At 59.3% G+C, this 14938-nt stretch carries 15 protein-coding genes; 4 read left to right on the top strand and 11 right to left on the bottom strand.

From position 1 onward, the window contains the following. The first annotated feature begins 193 nt into the window (after positions 1-193). Positions 194-2644, top strand: a complete 2451-nt coding sequence (gene fadE / locus AC6I8J_RS04010; protein WP_161734505.1) for an acyl-CoA dehydrogenase FadE — start codon at positions 194-196, stop codon at positions 2642-2644. 395 nt (positions 2645-3039) lie between these two features. On the opposite strand, the gene mtnK is transcribed toward fadE, so the two are convergent. Then, the gene (gene mtnK, locus AC6I8J_RS04005) at positions 3040-4239 is read right to left on the bottom strand and encodes an S-methyl-5-thioribose kinase (RefSeq protein ID WP_161734507.1); all 1200 of its coding nucleotides are present in this window, start codon (positions 4237-4239) and stop codon (positions 3040-3042) included. A 121-nt stretch (positions 4240-4360) separates the two neighbouring features. Here mtnK and mtnA point away from each other — a divergent pair, with 121 nt between their 5' ends. Continuing rightward, a complete protein-coding gene (gene mtnA / locus AC6I8J_RS04000) occupies positions 4361-5383 on the top strand; it encodes an S-methyl-5-thioribose-1-phosphate isomerase (RefSeq protein WP_222924480.1) in 1023 nt (340 codons plus the stop codon). A gap of 56 nt (positions 5384-5439) precedes the next feature. On the opposite strand, the gene AC6I8J_RS03995 is transcribed toward mtnA, so the two are convergent. The 3 genes from AC6I8J_RS03995 to AC6I8J_RS03985 are packed head-to-tail and all read right to left on the bottom strand — an operon-like array spanning position 5440 to position 7278. After that, on the bottom strand, positions 5440-5982 hold the full coding sequence (locus tag AC6I8J_RS03995; RefSeq protein ID WP_061061694.1) for a 1,2-dihydroxy-3-keto-5-methylthiopentene dioxygenase: 543 nt from the start codon (positions 5980-5982) through the stop codon (positions 5440-5442). 1 nt (position 5983) lies between these two features. Continuing rightward, positions 5984-6667 (bottom strand): acireductone synthase, encoded by a 684-nt coding sequence (gene mtnC, locus AC6I8J_RS03990; RefSeq protein ID WP_253421141.1) that lies wholly within the window; start codon positions 6665-6667, stop codon positions 5984-5986. After that, entirely contained in the window at positions 6664-7278 is a 615-nt protein-coding gene (locus tag AC6I8J_RS03985; protein WP_161734515.1) for a methylthioribulose 1-phosphate dehydratase, read from the bottom strand. Before AC6I8J_RS03985 ends, mtnC begins: the two co-directional genes overlap by 4 nt. 341 nt (positions 7279-7619) lie before the next feature. Between AC6I8J_RS03985 and AC6I8J_RS03980 the strand changes: the two genes are divergently transcribed. Beyond that, the gene (locus tag AC6I8J_RS03980; RefSeq protein WP_497825106.1) at positions 7620-8780 is read left to right on the top strand and encodes a pyridoxal phosphate-dependent aminotransferase; all 1161 of its coding nucleotides are present in this window, start codon (positions 7620-7622) and stop codon (positions 8778-8780) included. Next, entirely contained in the window at positions 8768-9535 is a 768-nt protein-coding gene (locus AC6I8J_RS03975) for an amidohydrolase (RefSeq protein WP_161734519.1), read from the top strand. Before AC6I8J_RS03980 ends, AC6I8J_RS03975 begins: the two co-directional genes overlap by 13 nt. 23 nt (positions 9536-9558) lie before the next feature. Here the strand turns inward: AC6I8J_RS03975 and uraH are convergent, their stop codons facing one another. Genes uraH through AC6I8J_RS03940 form a run of 7 tightly spaced genes read right to left on the bottom strand, consistent with a single transcriptional unit; the run spans position 9559 to position 14930 of the window. Then, positions 9559-9894 carry a hydroxyisourate hydrolase gene (uraH, locus tag AC6I8J_RS03970; protein ID WP_161734521.1) on the bottom strand — a complete coding sequence of 112 codons (336 nt, stop codon included), beginning with the start codon at positions 9892-9894 and terminating at the stop codon, positions 9559-9561. Further along, on the bottom strand, positions 9891-10385 hold the full coding sequence (gene uraD / locus AC6I8J_RS03965; protein WP_161734523.1) for a 2-oxo-4-hydroxy-4-carboxy-5-ureidoimidazoline decarboxylase: 495 nt from the start codon (positions 10383-10385) through the stop codon (positions 9891-9893). Before uraD ends, uraH begins: the two co-directional genes overlap by 4 nt. A gap of 2 nt (positions 10386-10387) precedes the next feature. Continuing rightward, the gene (gene hpxK / locus AC6I8J_RS03960) at positions 10388-11641 is read right to left on the bottom strand and encodes an allantoate amidohydrolase (RefSeq protein WP_161734525.1); all 1254 of its coding nucleotides are present in this window, start codon (positions 11639-11641) and stop codon (positions 10388-10390) included. Further along, positions 11638-12873 carry a pyridoxal-phosphate-dependent aminotransferase family protein gene (locus AC6I8J_RS03955; protein ID WP_260057563.1) on the bottom strand — a complete coding sequence of 412 codons (1236 nt, stop codon included), beginning with the start codon at positions 12871-12873 and terminating at the stop codon, positions 11638-11640. Before AC6I8J_RS03955 ends, hpxK begins: the two co-directional genes overlap by 4 nt. Before the next feature lie 20 nt (positions 12874-12893). After that, the gene (locus tag AC6I8J_RS03950) at positions 12894-13625 is read right to left on the bottom strand and encodes an amino acid ABC transporter ATP-binding protein (RefSeq protein WP_061061686.1); all 732 of its coding nucleotides are present in this window, start codon (positions 13623-13625) and stop codon (positions 12894-12896) included. Then, positions 13606-14262 carry an amino acid ABC transporter permease gene (locus AC6I8J_RS03945; protein WP_161734556.1) on the bottom strand — a complete coding sequence of 219 codons (657 nt, stop codon included), beginning with the start codon at positions 14260-14262 and terminating at the stop codon, positions 13606-13608. The genes AC6I8J_RS03950 and AC6I8J_RS03945 overlap by 20 nt, the downstream gene beginning before the upstream one ends. Then, positions 14262-14930, bottom strand: a complete 669-nt coding sequence (locus AC6I8J_RS03940; RefSeq protein WP_161734529.1) for an amino acid ABC transporter permease — start codon at positions 14928-14930, stop codon at positions 14262-14264. The genes AC6I8J_RS03945 and AC6I8J_RS03940 overlap by 1 nt, the downstream gene beginning before the upstream one ends. Positions 14931-14938: the final 8 nt, after the last annotated feature.

Below are 14938 nucleotides of genomic sequence, written 5' to 3'. Positions count from 1 at the left end.
GCAAAGCGTCATGCCATGTCCGGCCAGATAGTGGCGGCGATGATCATTGCCACAGTTGATGCAAAAATGGGCTAAAAACGGTTTTTGTGAGGCAGGTTGTAATTGCGATGTAAACAAATTGATAAATCCCTTCAACTACTCTAAACCTCTCTACATAACAGGTCAGACCTCTTACTACTTGGAGCGGTTCATTATGATGGTTGTTTCGATACTTGCCACTGTGGCGCTGATTGGCGCCCTGTTCTATCACCGCCTGTCGTTGCGGCTCAGCAGCGCCATCCTGTTGCTGTGGACTGCGGCGATGGCTGTTGCTCATCTCTGGACGCCGTGGCTGCTGTTGCCGCTGGCGATCATCCTGCTGCCATTTAACCTGCCGTCACTGCGCCGCAGCCTGTTTTCAAAGCCGATCTTTCAGCGCTTCCAGAAGGTGATGCCGCCGATGTCACGCACCGAGAAAGAAGCGATTGATGCGGGCACCACCTGGTGGGAAGGCGATCTGTTCCAGGGCAAACCGGACTGGCAGAAGCTGCACAACTATCCACAGCCGCGCCTGACTGCCGAAGAGCAGGCTTTCCTCGATGGCCCGGTTGAAGAAGCGTGCCGCATGGCTAACGATTTCCAGATTACCCATGAGCTGGCCGATATGCCGCCGGAACTCTGGGCTTATCTGAAAGAGCACCGCTTCTTCGCGATGATCATTAAGAAAGAGTATGGCGGACTCGATTTCTCCGCCTATGCACAGGCCTGCGTGTTGCAAAAACTGTCAGGCGTTTCCGGGATTCTGGCGATTACCGTGGGCGTGCCTAACTCACTGGGTCCGGGCGAACTGCTGCAGCACTACGGCACCGAAGATCAGAAAAATCACTATTTACCGCGGCTGGCACGCGGCGATGAGATCCCCTGCTTTGCGCTGACCAGTCCGGAAGCGGGTTCAGATGCCGGTGCGATCCCCGATACCGGCGTCGTCTGCATGGGCGAATGGAAGGGTCAGCAGGTGCTGGGCATGCGCCTGACCTGGAACAAGCGCTACATTACGCTGGCGCCAATCGCCACCGTGCTGGGCCTGGCATTCAAGCTTTCCGACCCGGAGCATCTGCTCAGCGACAATGAGAATCCTGGCATTACCTGTGCGCTGATTCCAACGAATACCCCCGGCGTGGAAATTGGCCATCGCCACTTCCCGCTTAACGTACCGTTCCAGAACGGGCCGACGCGCGGCAACAATATCTTTGTACCGATTGACTATATTATCGGCGGGCCGGAAATGGCCGGCCAGGGCTGGCGGATGCTGGTGGAATGTCTGTCAGTAGGCCGCGGTATTACGCTGCCATCGAACTCAACCGGCAGCCTGAAAAGTGTGGCGCTGGCGACAGGTGCCTATGCCCATATCCGCCGTCAGTTCCGGGTTTCAATCGGTAAGATGGAAGGGATTGAAGAGCCGCTGGCGCGCATCGCCGGTAACGCTTACGTGATGGATGCGGCGGCCACGCTGATTACCGCCGGGATTATGCAGGGTGAAAAACCGGCAGTGCTGTCGGCGATTGTGAAATATCACTGCACCCATCGCGGTCAGCGCGCCATTATCGACGCCATGGATATTGCGGGCGGTAAAGGCATCATGCTCGGCAACAGCAACTTCCTGGCCCGTGCCTATCAGGGCGCACCGATCGCTATCACGGTGGAAGGCGCTAACATTCTGACCCGCAGCATGATTATCTTCGGACAGGGCGCGATTCGCTGCCATCCTTATGTGCTGCAGGAGATGGCGGCCGCAGCCAGCAACGATGTTAATGCGTTTGACGGGGCGCTGTTCAGCCATATCGGGCACGTGGGCAGCAGCACTATGCGCAGCCTGTGGCTGGGCTTAACCGCAGGGCGCACCAGCGCCAGTCCGACCCGGGATGGCACCCGCCGTTATTACCAGCACCTGAACCGCATCAGTGCCAATCTGGCGTTGCTCTCTGATGTGTCGATGGCGGTACTGGGCGGCAGCCTGAAACGCCGCGAGCGTATTTCGGCGCGTCTGGGCGATGTGCTGAGCCAGCTCTATCTTGCCTCTGCGACGCTGAAACGCTATGACGATGAAGGCCGCAACGAAGCCGATCTGCCGCTGGTTCACTGGGGCGTGCAGGATGCGCTGCATCAGGCGGAAGTGGCTATCGACGATTTGCTGCGTAACTTCCCGAACCGTCTGGTGGCGGGTGCATTGCGGATGACCATTTTTGCTGGCGGTCATCACTGCCCTGCGCCATCTGATCGCCTGGATCATCAGCTGGCGAAAATGCTGCAACAGCCGTCGGCTACCCGCAGCCGTCTGGGCCGTGGCATGTATCTGACGCCGAGTGAGCACAACCCTGCCGGTCAGCTGGAACAGGCGCTGCAGGATGTGATGGCGGCAGAAGTGATCCATGACAGGCTGTGTAAACAGACGAAACAGCACCTCTCCTTTACCCGGCTGGACGCGCTGGCGAAGCGTGCGCTGGAGCAGGGCTGGATTGATGCTAAAGAGGCTGACGTGTTGAAGCGTGCTGAAGCCAGTCGTCTGCGTTCGATTAACGTCGATGAGTTTGAGCCGGAGGCACTGGCCGTACCGGTGCCAGAGAAAGCCCCTCAGCCTGCGTCACGGGCAAGTGAGGCGGCATAAGATTCAGGGCCGACGTGATATCAGCATCGGGTACTGAACTTAAAGCGATGGGAGTCAGCACTGTTTTCAGAGGTCGACGCCTCGTCGGCCAAAAAGAGCTGACAATGACAAATCCAGGTGAATCTGACCACAATCGATTAGCTTAAGGCGCAGGGAGCAGGGTCAGAAGAGGAAAGCGTCCCGTGCCACGGACAAAAACGCCGGGAGCGTTTTTGAACAACGCAAAGCGTTGGCCCGTTTACGGGCGCACCTCAGGGATGAGGTGCGTAATTGCGCGGGACGAGCGAGCCAGGGATGGCTTTAGCGACTTTCCGATCTGACCCTGTTACCGGCGCGGTCACACTCTTACAGCCAGCCTTTGATTTACCTGAAAGCCGACATCATGTCGGCTTTTTTTATCCCGCCTGACGGATGCGGGCAATCAGCGCATCCACATCTTCGACGTGATCGGCTGCCAGAATCAGCGTACGTCCCAGGTTAATCGCATTGCGGATGCAGTCGGTACGCATTGCCGGATCGGCAATCAGCTTCATATCCGCCACGTGAGACATCCCCACCGTGCGGCGAATCAGTTCGGTGCCGCAGTAACCGATGGTATCGGCCCACACTTTACGCAGAAATGCTTGCGAATAGCCTGGATAAGCCAGCGCCTCATCGCGGGTCTTCTCTGCCGCCAGCGCCAGGAAGCCTGACGCAAAGGTCGTCCAGAGGGTGTGAACATCGCTGAGACGCTGCTCGCGTGCATCGGCGGCCTCACGCGGAGGCAGCAGACCCGGCAGGCCGCAGTAGTTAATCAGCAGGTTGCCGATGGCGGTGCCGACATCAAAACCGATAGGGCCAAAATAGCCAAATTCTGCATCAATCGCTTTCAGGCTGCCGTCCGCAACGAAAATCGAGCCGCTGTGAATATCGCCATGCAGCAGCGCTTCAGCATGGGCAAAGAAGCGATGTTTAAGGCCGCCCACCGCAATGCGCAACGCATCGTCATCACGCAGGCTGGCGACCAGGGGTTCAAGCGCAGCGGGATAGCTGTTGCGCTCATGGTTGGTGTAAGGATCGTTAAAGAAAAGATCTTCGGTGATTTCACACATTTCCGGATTAATGAAACGCGCCACTTCCGCCTTTTTTTGATGCGGATGCAGGATGAAGTCGGAAGTATGGAACAGGGTCTGCGCCAGATAGTCGCCTAACTGCTGCGCCGCTTGCGGGTAATACGCGCCTTTCACCAGCTCGCCGCGCCAGATGCGATGGCTGGAGAGATCTTCCATCACCATCACTGCCAGCTCCGCATCATAATGGGTGATCTTCACCGTATGCTGCGGACAATATTTGTAGTGTTCGACCAGGGTCTGCGCTTCCAGCCGCGCCCGATCCAGCGTCAGTGGCCAGGACTCCCCCACGCAGCGCACATAGGGCAGCGCCTGCTTGACCACCACCCGACTGTTGCCCTGATCGTCATAAATTTTAAACACCAGGTTAAGGTTGCCATCACCAATCTCTTCTGCGCTGCTCAGCGCGGCAGGATTGTCCACGCCGCCAAATTGTCGGGCATATTCCACAGCATCAGCAGCAGTAAAGGTACGGTATTGCGACATTGCCTGTTCCTTATCATTCGAAGGGGGTCACTCAGGGATAATAAGCCGTTCAGACGTCTATACATCCGTTCAGCATGTTGGCACAATACGCATCATTAACGCAACATGGATTTCACCCACAATGCAGACACTTCAAACCACCAGTTTACAGATTCGTGACAATCAGCTCTGGATTCTGGATCAGCAGGCGCTGCCGCAGCAGAAGAACTGGCTGCCCGCGCACAGCGTGCCTCAGCTGATTGAACATATCCACGCGCTGCGGGTGCGCGGTGCGCCGCTGATCGGCCTCTCCGCCTCGCTGCTGCTGGCGCTGCTGGCAGAACAGGGACTGACGCGCGCTGAACTGGCGCAGGCACTGGAGACCCTGCGTGCCGCCCGCCCTACTGCGGTCAATCTGATGAACAACCTGGATCGGATGAAAGTGGCCTTGGCACAGCCAGACTTTACCCCCGCGCTGGCTGAAGAAGCCTGGCGGCTGGTGCAGGAGGATAAGCTGCTGTGTGATGCCATCGCTGACGCGGGCTGCACGCTGGTGAAACCCCATAGCCAGTTGCTGACCCACTGCAATACCGGCGGGCTGGCCACCGCTGGCGTCGGTACGGCGCTGGGCGTGATTGCCCGCGCCCATCAGCAGGGGCTGATTAAGAATGTCTGGGTGGATGAAACCCGCCCGCTGTTACAGGGCGGCCGGTTAACCGCCTGGGAGCTGGGCGAACTGGCGGTTCCTTACACGCTGATCACCGATTCCATGGCCGCCAGCCTGATGGCCCGTGGAGAAGTGGATGCGGTGTGGGTCGGCGCTGACCGCATTGCCGCCAACGGCGATGTGGCGAATAAAATCGGCACCTACAGCCTGGCGGTGCTGGCGCATTATCATCAGATTCCGTTTTACGTAGCGGCCCCACACACTACGCTGGATCGCAGCTGTCCTGATGGCGCAGCGATTCCCATTGAGCAGCGCGCCGCCAGCGAAGTGACGGGCGTAGCCGGCAGTTTTGGCAGCGTGCAGTGGGCACCGGAAGCGGCAAAGGTTTACAATCCGGCGTTTGATGTTACGCCCGCCGCCCTGATCAGCGGCTGGGTGCTGGATACCGGCGTGGTCACGCCTGACCAGGTACAGAACGGCATCTTCCAGCCGCAGTAACGGTCTGCAAGGCGTTTACCGTGAGCGGCAAACGCCTTGCGAAAACGACGGGCTGATTACGCCAGACGCGGATAGGCATCCGCAATCTTATCGCCGGTAAAGTTCGCTACCCAGCCTTCCTGATTATCGAAAATACGGATAGCCGTGAAGTGCGGTGACGATCCCATATCAAACCAGTGCGGCGTGCCCGCGGGCACCGAGATCAGATCATTTTTCTCGCACAGGATCTGCAGGATCTCACCATCCAGATGCAGGCAGAACAGCCCGGCCCCCTCGACAAAGAAACGCACCTCATCTTCACCGTGCGTATGCTCATTGAGAAACTTCTCGCGCAGCACGGTTTTCTGCGGATTGTCGGCACGCATGCTGATCACGTCCCAGCTCTGATAGCCCTTCTCCGCCACCAGCCGATCAATCGCATGCTGATAGGCGTTGATCACCGTTTCGGCATCCGGGTTCTCACCCAAATCGCGATCGGCTTCCCAGCGCTCAAAACGGACACCTTTAGCATTCAGGCGGTCACGAATCGCTTCCGCGTCAGTGCTGTGCCACACCGGCTGGCTGGCTTCGCGGTCGGTAAAAATAGTCAGTGCGCTCATCCTAAATCGACTCCGGGTTAATCTGGGTAAAATCAGTCACCTGACGATGGCGGCTCTCGTCGTCCGCTTCGCCACGCAGTAATTGCATTGTCTGCCAGCCCGCCTCTGCGGCGGCATCCAGCTCCTGATGAATATCGGAGAGAAACAGCAGCTGTGCCGCTGGCCGACCAATTTCAGCGGCGATGGCGCGATAAGCCGCGACTTCGCGTTTGGCACCCACGCGCGTATCAAAATAGCCGCTGAACAGGCCAGTAATATCACCTTCGTCGCTGTAGCCAAATAACAATTTCTGCGCCGCAACCGAGCCGGAGGAATATACATAAAGTTCAATGCCCTGCGCCTTCCAGTGGCGCAGCGCAGGCAGGACATCGGGATAGAGATGACCGGTAAAACTGCCGTTCACGTAGCCGTCACGCCAGATCATCCCCTGCAGCGCTTTCAGGCCGGTGGATTTGCGATCCTGGTCCATAAAGCTCAGCAGAATGTCCGTCACCCCGTTCAGATCGGCCTGCGGCTGATCGGCCTCTTCACGCACCGACTGCAGCGCCGCTGCCACCTCGGGCTGGTGCGCATTGTTACGCACGAAGTCCGGCAGGTGCTGGCGGGCATAGGGAAACAGGATGTTATGTACAAAGCGGATATCGCTGGTGGTGCCTTCGATATCAGTAACAATGGCGCGAATCATGCTTTCTCCAGCAGGCGACGTTGACGTTCACATTCGAATAAAAATTCCAGACCTTCCAGATGACGGCGGGCTTCGCTGACATCCTGGCCCCAGCAGGTTAAGCCGTGGCCGCGCAGCAGGAAGCCATAACGCAGCGGAAAGCGGGCAGCGTAATCTTCAATTTCTGACGCCAGCGCCGTAATGTCCTGGCTGTTGTCAAAAACGGGAATCGCCAGGGTATCCAGGTGGGTGTGCTGGCCGCTTAACGATTTTTGCATCTCATAGCCATGCAGCAGCAGCGCCGCACCCTGCTCCACCCGCGACAGTACGGTCGAATTGACCGTGTGGGTGTGCAGCACCGCGCCCGCCTCCGGAAAGAGGCGATAGATCATCGTGTGCAGCCCGGTTTCTGCCGACGGCTTACGGCCAGAGAGCGACTGGCTGGTGGCGATATCGACCTCGATAAAGTCATCCCGCGTCAGCGTGCCTTTATCTTTGCCCGATTCACTCAGCAGGCAGACATGTTCATCACGGCGCACGGACATATTCCCGCCGGTGGCCGGTGCCCAGCCTTTCGCCCCAATCCAGTGACAGGCGGCGACCAGTTGATCTAACGGAAGACTCTGCGACATAAAGGTTCCTTGCGGTGAAATATAATTCCGGATAAGTACGGGTAGCCAACGCCGCCGACGCGCAGCTCATGACGCATGTAAATGCTAAATGGACCGTGTGTAACATGGCGCATGTAAATGCGAAATGATCCGCATCTCAGCGAGGCAGCAAGTGCGCGCATCCCCGTGAGCTGACACTTGTCAGTGACCGGGGTAAGCAAACGAAGCTAACGAAGCTGAGGTGTGGAGCATGACGCATTTAGCCGTCTAAGCGTCTTGATTGCCAAATACTACCATCCTGTTTATAGTGGCACAAACACCGGGTGACACCGCATCAATCTTCGCGCTTAAGGCCTGACACCATGACGCAGCACAACCTGATCCCCGAGAGTAAACTCCCTCTGCTCGGCACCACGATTTTCAGCCAGATGAGTGCGCTGGCGCAGCAGCACAACGCCATCAATCTCTCACAGGGCTTTCCCGATTTCAGCGGCCCGGACTATCTGCAGCAGCGACTGGCGTATCACGTCAGCCAGGGCGCGAATCAGTATGCGCCGATGACCGGTGCGCTGCCGTTGCGTGAGGCGATTGCAGAGAAAACCGCGCGACTTTATGACTATCGTCCGGATGTTGAGGCGGAAATCACGGTGACGGCGGGCGCAACAGAAGCGCTTTATGCGACGATTACCGCGCTGGTGCGGCCAGGCGATGAGGTGATCTGCTTTGATCCCAGCTACGACAGCTATGCCCCTGCGGTGGAGCTGTCGGGCGGCGTGATGAAACGCATTACGCTGCAACCGCACGCTTTTCGGGTGGACTGGCAGGCGTTTGCTGCGCTACTGAGTGACAAAACCCGGCTGGTGATCCTGAATACGCCGCACAATCCTTCGGCCACCGTCTGGCAGCAGCAGGATTTCGCCGCGCTGTGGCAGGCAATTGCTCAGCACCCAATCTATGTGCTGAGCGACGAAGTGTATGAGCACATCTGCTTCGATGAGACGGGCCACGCCAGCGTGCTGGCCCATCCTGAACTGCGGCAGCGCGCCATTGCGGTATCGTCGTTTGGCAAGACGTTCCACATGACCGGCTGGAAAGTGGGTTACTGCATTGCCCCTGCGGCAATCAGCGCCGAACTGCGCAAGGTGCATCAGTACCTGACCTTCTCGGTGAATACCCCGGCGCAGCTGGCGATCGCCGATATGCTGCGTGAGCATCCGGAACACTATCTTGAGCTGCCGGCGTTCTATCGCGATCGCCGCGATCGACTGGCGACGGCACTGAGCAACAGCCGCTTTAAGGTGCTGCCCTGCGAAGGCACCTACTTTTTGCTGGTCGATTACAGCGCCATCTCCGATCTGGATGATGTCAGTTTCTGCCAGTGGCTGACCCGCGAAGTGGGCGTCGCCGCGATTCCCCTGTCGGTGTTCTGCGCCGATGCTTTCCCCTATAAACTGATCCGCCTCTGTTTTGCCAAACAGCCGGCGACATTAGATGCCGCCGCGGAGCGCTTATGTCAGCTTTAAAAATTACCGTTTTGCAGGAGACGCTGAGCTGGATGGATGGCGAGGCCAACCTGCGCCATTTTGACGCGCAGCTGGCCGGATTCACCGGACGCGATCTGATTCTGCTGCCAGAGATGTTTACTACCGGCTTTGCGATGGAGGCGGCAAAGAGCTCCCTGCCAGAGGCGCAGGTGGTTGAATGGCTGCATCAGCATGCCCGTCGCACCGATGCGCTGATCGGCGGCAGCGCGGCAATCCAGACCGAAAACGGCGCGGTAAATCGTTTCCTGCTGGTCGAGCCGGACGGCACGCTGCATCAGTATGACAAGCGTCACCTGTTCCGCATGGCGGACGAGCATCATCACTATCTGCCTGGTGAGCAGCGTCAGGTCTTTGAGTGGCGCGGCTGGCGCATCCTGCCGCAAATCTGTTACGACCTGCGCTTCCCGGTCTTCTCGCGCAACCGCAACGATTACGATCTGGCGCTCTATGTCGCCAACTGGCCTGCGCCACGCGCGCTGCACTGGCAGGCGCTGCTGTTAGCGCGGGCGATTGAAAATCAGGCGTATGTGGCAGGCTGTAACCGCGTCGGCAGTGACGGCAATCAGCATCACTATAGTGGCGACAGCCAGATTATTTCGCCGCAGGGCGAGATCCTTAGCGCAGCCGAGCCGCATCAGCGCGCCCGACTGGATGCTGAGCTGTCGCTGGACGCACTTAATGCTTACCGCGAGCGTTTTCCGGCCTGGCAGGATGCGGATCGTTTTTCGCTGTAAATCGCAGGCGCGGCCATCAGCCTTTAACTGCCGCGATAAGTTGACCACGACCAGGGCGAAATCAGAAACGGCAGGTGAAAGTGGCTGCCCGCCTCGGCAATGACAAAATCGATCTGCGCGCTGACGTAGAGCGCATCCCGACCGGCGACGGCAAAATAGTCGCCAATTTCCGCCGTTAAACGGTAATGACCCGGCGTAAGCGGCTCAGGCGTCAGATCTTTCAGACGTCCGTCGCTGTCCGTTTCACCCTGAGAAATCGGAAACCACCCTTCCGGGCTGTTCTGCTCCAGTGAAATCGCCACACCGCTGGCCGGTTTGCCCAGCGCCGTGTCAAGAATATGGGTCGTCACGGTACTCATTGCATCGTCTCCTTCAGGCGTAACAGAGTAATTTCACGCAGCTGGTCCAGCGCCTCCTGCTGCTCGGTAACCTCACTATTCTGCAACCGGCGCTGCAACTCTGCCAGCATCTGCTCGCCGCTGCGCCCTCTGGCGCGTATCAGGAACACCCGGCCAAAACGCGCTTCATATGCCTGATTGCCCTGCTGCATCGCCTGTTGCAGAGCGTGATCGGCCTGCTGCATTGCAGACTGCTCGCCGCGCGACAACGCGGCTTCTTTATCTGCACCGTTTGCGCGTTCACCGATGCGCGGATGTGCCGACAGTGCGGCCTCCAGTTCAGGCTGCTGCCACTGACGCGCCAGCGCATCGGCAGTTGCCAGTAATGCATCGGTGGTGGCAAAAGGCCGGGCCGCCACCAGCGCCTGTTGCCAGTGCGGGAGCGCCACACAGTGCCGGATGGCCGCCTGCGCTTCGTCAGCGGAAAGCTGATTAAATGCGGCTAATTCCATGTTCAGCTCCGTCCGGCAATCAGCGAGACCGCCTGTAAATAAGCCTGCAGCGCAGGTGCCACATCTTCCACCGCCACCGACTCCGCCGGATGATGGCTGATGCCGCGATGGTTACGCACAAATAACATGCCGACCGGCCAGCGTTCAGCGATGGCGATAGCGTCGTGCCCGGCGCCGCTCGGCAGCGACAGGCTGCGACCCTGCACCGTTTCAACCGCATGGCTCAGCGCCTGTTGCAGCGCAGAGTCACAGGCGGTGGCACCGATGCGATAATATTCGTTCGACTCGAAGCGAAGTCCACGGCGAAGCGCAATCGCCTCGGCCTGGGTTAACAGGCTGGAGAGTAGCGTCTCCAGCGGATTATCCAGCGGACCACGCACGTCCAGCGACAGTGATATCTCACCCGGAATGACATTGACCGCCCCCGGCGCGCAGTTAATCGTGCCGACGGTGGCGACCAGCTGCGGGTCCTGCTCACGCGTCGTCTGCTCGATAAACACCATCCACTCGGCAGCGGCGGCCAGCGCATCTTTGCGATGGGTCATCGGCACGGTGCCCGCATGGCCCGCTTCTCCGGTAAAACGGCAGTTGAGCCGGCGCGCACCGTTGATCGCCGTAACCACGCCCAGCGCCAGATCCTCCTGCTCCAGGCAGGGGCCCTGCTCGATGTGCAGCTCAAGATACCCGACGATATCCTCAACCCGCCGTGCCGCAGAGGCGATTCTGTCGCTATCGAGCCCGACATCGGCCATCGCCTGCGCTACGGTGATGCCGTTGCCGTCAGGATGGGTCACCCAGCTTTGCGGCCAGCTGCCAGTAATGCCACGACTGCCGAGCAGCGTAATGCCAAAACGGGTGCCCTCTTCGTCGCCGAAACCAATCACCTCAATCGCCAGCGGCAGGCGGCACTGATGTTCGTTAAGCCACTGCACGGTTTCAATGGCACTGAGTACGCCCAGCATCCCGTCGTAGCGACCGGCGTTGCGCACCGTGTCGAGATGCGAGCCAAGCAGCAGCGCAGGCGCACCCGCTTCTGCCGCCTCGTAGCGCCCGCAGATATTGCCGACCGCATCCTGCCACACCTGCATCCCCGCCGCCTGCATCCACTCACCGACGCAGGCGTTGGCGCGCAAATGTTCTGGGGAGAGGTAGACGCGGGTCAGCCCCTCAGCCGTTTCGCTGATCGCCGCCAGCGCATCGCAGCGCGCCATAACGCGCTGTGCAGCGGCCTGGGCTTCGCTGGCGCTCATCATCATGCGTGGCTCCCGTAGTGATCCCAGGCGGCCTGCGCGGCGGCACCCTGTGGCGTGCGATAGCCGACATAGGTCAGCACCGTTTCCAGCGCAGACAGCGTCTGCATCACGCAGTCTTTGCGCGCGTTGTAGCCCATGGTGCCGATGCGCCACACCTTGCCATGCAGCGGGCCAAACGAGGTGCCAATCTCAATGCCGAAATCTTCCAGCATCAGTTTGCGCACCTGATCGCCATTCACGCCAGACGGGATCATCACGCCCAGCACGTTGTTCATTTTGTTTTTCAGGTCGCCGAAGGTCTCCAGCCCCATCCCCTGAATGCCTTTCAGCATCGCTTCACCGTGCAGTTTGTGACGGGCGATGCCGTTATCCAGACCCTCCTGCAGGATCAGACGGGCGCACTCGCGCGCGCCAAACAGCGCACTGGTGGCTTCGGTATGATGGTTGAGCCGCTCCGGGCCCCAGTAATCCATGATCATGCCGAGATCAAAATAGTTGGAGTAGATCATCTCCTCTTCGCCATCCTGATGCGCTTCGGTACGGATCCCCTGCTCTACGCATTTGCGTTTGCGGATCACGGCTTCCATCTCTGCGCTCAGGGTGATCGGCGAGGTACCCGATGGGCCGCCCAGGCATTTCTGCATCCCCGCCGAGACGGCATCCAGTCCCCAGGCGTCCGTTTCCAGCGCGTTACCCGCCAGCGACGCGGTAGCATCGGTGTAGAACAGCACGCCATACTGTTTGCAGATTGCGCCTAACTGCGTCAGCGGCTGCAGCATGGTGGTCGAGGTGTCACCCTGCACGGTCAGCAGCAGGCGCGGTCGCACTTTTTTAATCGCATCTTCGATCTGGTCCGGGGTAAAGACTTCACCCCACGGCACTTCAATGGTGTGGACTTCCGCACGACAGCGGCGGGCAATTTCGCACAGCAGATGACCGAAGCGGCCAAACACCGGCACCAGCACTTTGTCGCCAGGCCGGATCGATGACAGCAGAATGGCTTCGATACCGGCGCGGGAGGTGCCGTCAATCAGCAGCGTCCAGCGGTTCTCTGTGCGAAACACGCCGCGATAGAGCGCCATCACTTCATTCATGTAGTGGGTCATCGCGGGATCGTACTGCCCCAGCAGCTGACTCGACATGGCGCGCAGCACGCGGGGATCCGCGTTGATCGGCCCAGGTCCCATCAGCAGACGCTGTGGCGGATTGAGTTGCGGGTAGTGATTGATATCCATCTTCCTTTCCTTTTTCAGAATCAGAGGCGAACCGAAGAGATAAACTGCTTAAGTTCCGGCGTCTGCGGCTGGGCGAACAGCGTTTTACTGTCGCCCTGCTCCCAGACACGCCCCTGATGCATAAAGACCACACGATCGCCCACGTCGCGGGCGAAGTTCATTTCATGAGTGACGAGGATCAGCGTCATTCCCTCTGCCGCCAGCTGCTCAAGAACTTTGAGTACTTCGCCCACCAGTTCGGGATCGAGCGCGGAGGTGATCTCATCACAGAGTAAAACTTTCGGCGTCATCGCCAGCGCACGGGCAATCGCCACGCGCTGCTGCTGACCGCCGGAGAGGCTGGCAGGATAGTAGTTAAGGCGTTCGCCCAGCCCGACCTTCTCCAGCATCTGCGCAGCCAGCGCCCGGCACTCGGCCTCGCTTTTCTTCAGCACACGGCGTGGCGCCAGCATGACGTTCTCCAGCGCCGTCATGTGCGGGAACAGGTTGAAGCTCTGAAACACCATCCCGACCGAGCGGCTGATTTCACGCGCCTGCGAATCGCGGTCGGTGATCGTCATCCCGCCGAGCTTGATGCTGCCCTCCTGATAGCCTTCCAGACCGTTCATGCAGCGCAGCAGCGTGCTTTTACCCGATCCGCTGCGACCGATGATCGAGATCACTTCGCCCATGTCGATATCCAGATCCACGCCTTTCAACACATGGTTGTCGCCGTAATATTTTTGCACCTGATTAATGGTGATGAGCGGCATTGAATTTTTTCTCCAGATACTGGCTGTAGCGAGACAGCGGATAACACATCAGGAAGTAGCCCAGCGCCACCAGCCCAAAGACTTTAAACGGCTGATAGGTCACGTTGTTCAGAATGGTGCCGGCTTTAGTCAGCTCGATGAAGCCGATAATTGACGCCAGCGCGGTGCCCTTAATCACCTGGACCGCGAATCCTACGGTCGGGGCGATACCGATGCGGATCGCCTGCGGTGCCACCACCCGCCATAGCGTCTGACCGAAGGTCAGGCCGAGGCAGCGCGACGCTTCCCACTGCCCTTTCGGCAGGGCGCGGATGCTGCCGTACCAGATGTCGACCAGAAAGGCGCTGGTGTAAAAGGTCAGCGCCAGCGAGGCGGCGGTCCAGGGCGCGACATCAATACCAAACAGGCCGACGCCAAAAAACGCCAGGAACAGCTGCATCAATAGCGGCGTGCCCTGAAACAGCGCGGTGTAACCGCGTACCGCGCGTGTCAGCCACTTACGCTGCAGCAGTCGCAGAAACAGCAGCGGCAGCGTCACCAGCGTGCCGCCGACAAAGGCCACCAGCGACAGCAACAGAGTCCAGCGCGCCGCCAGCAGCAGATTGCGCAGGATGTCCCAGTCGGTAAAGGTCGTCATCATGATGCCTGCACTCCAAACCATTTACGGCCAATCGCCAGCAGCAGATGGCGCATCGCAATCGACAACGCCAGGTAGATCAGCGTGGTCACCAGATAGACCTCAAAACTTAAGAAGGTGCGCGACTGAATCAGGTTGGCTGCGAAGGTCAGCTCCTCATAGGAGACCTGCGACACCACCGACGAGCCCAGCATGACGATGATGCACTGACTCACCAGCGCCGGATAAATGCGCTGCAGCGCAGGCGGCAGCACGACCCGCAGAAAGGTCTGGCTGCGGGTTAATCCCAGTACCCGTCCCGCTTCCCACTGCCCTTTGGGCGTCACCTGGATCCCGGCGCGGATGATCTCGGTGCTGTAGGCGCCAAGATTGATCAGCATCGCCAGCAGCGCCGCCTCACCCGCAGTGAGTTTCAGCCCCAGCGCAGGCAGACCAAAAACAATAAAGAACAGTTGCACCACAAACGGCGTATTGCGGATCAGCTCGACATAGATGCCCCACAGACGGCTCATCCAGCTCGGTTTGCCGCTGCGCAGCGCGGCGCCCGCAATGCCCAGCGCCACGCCACCGGTGGTCGCCAGCACCGTCAGCTGGATGGTGACCCACAGACCGGAGAGCAGCTCCGGCCAGTAGGGCCACAGGGCGGGAAAGTTAAGTTGCCCGATCATGAATCCGT

The organism is Pantoea sp. X-Soil-ISGK-355 (assembly GCF_059730805.1).
Note: the sequence above shows the minus strand (reverse complement) of the source record. Positions and strands in the feature narration are given on the sequence as shown.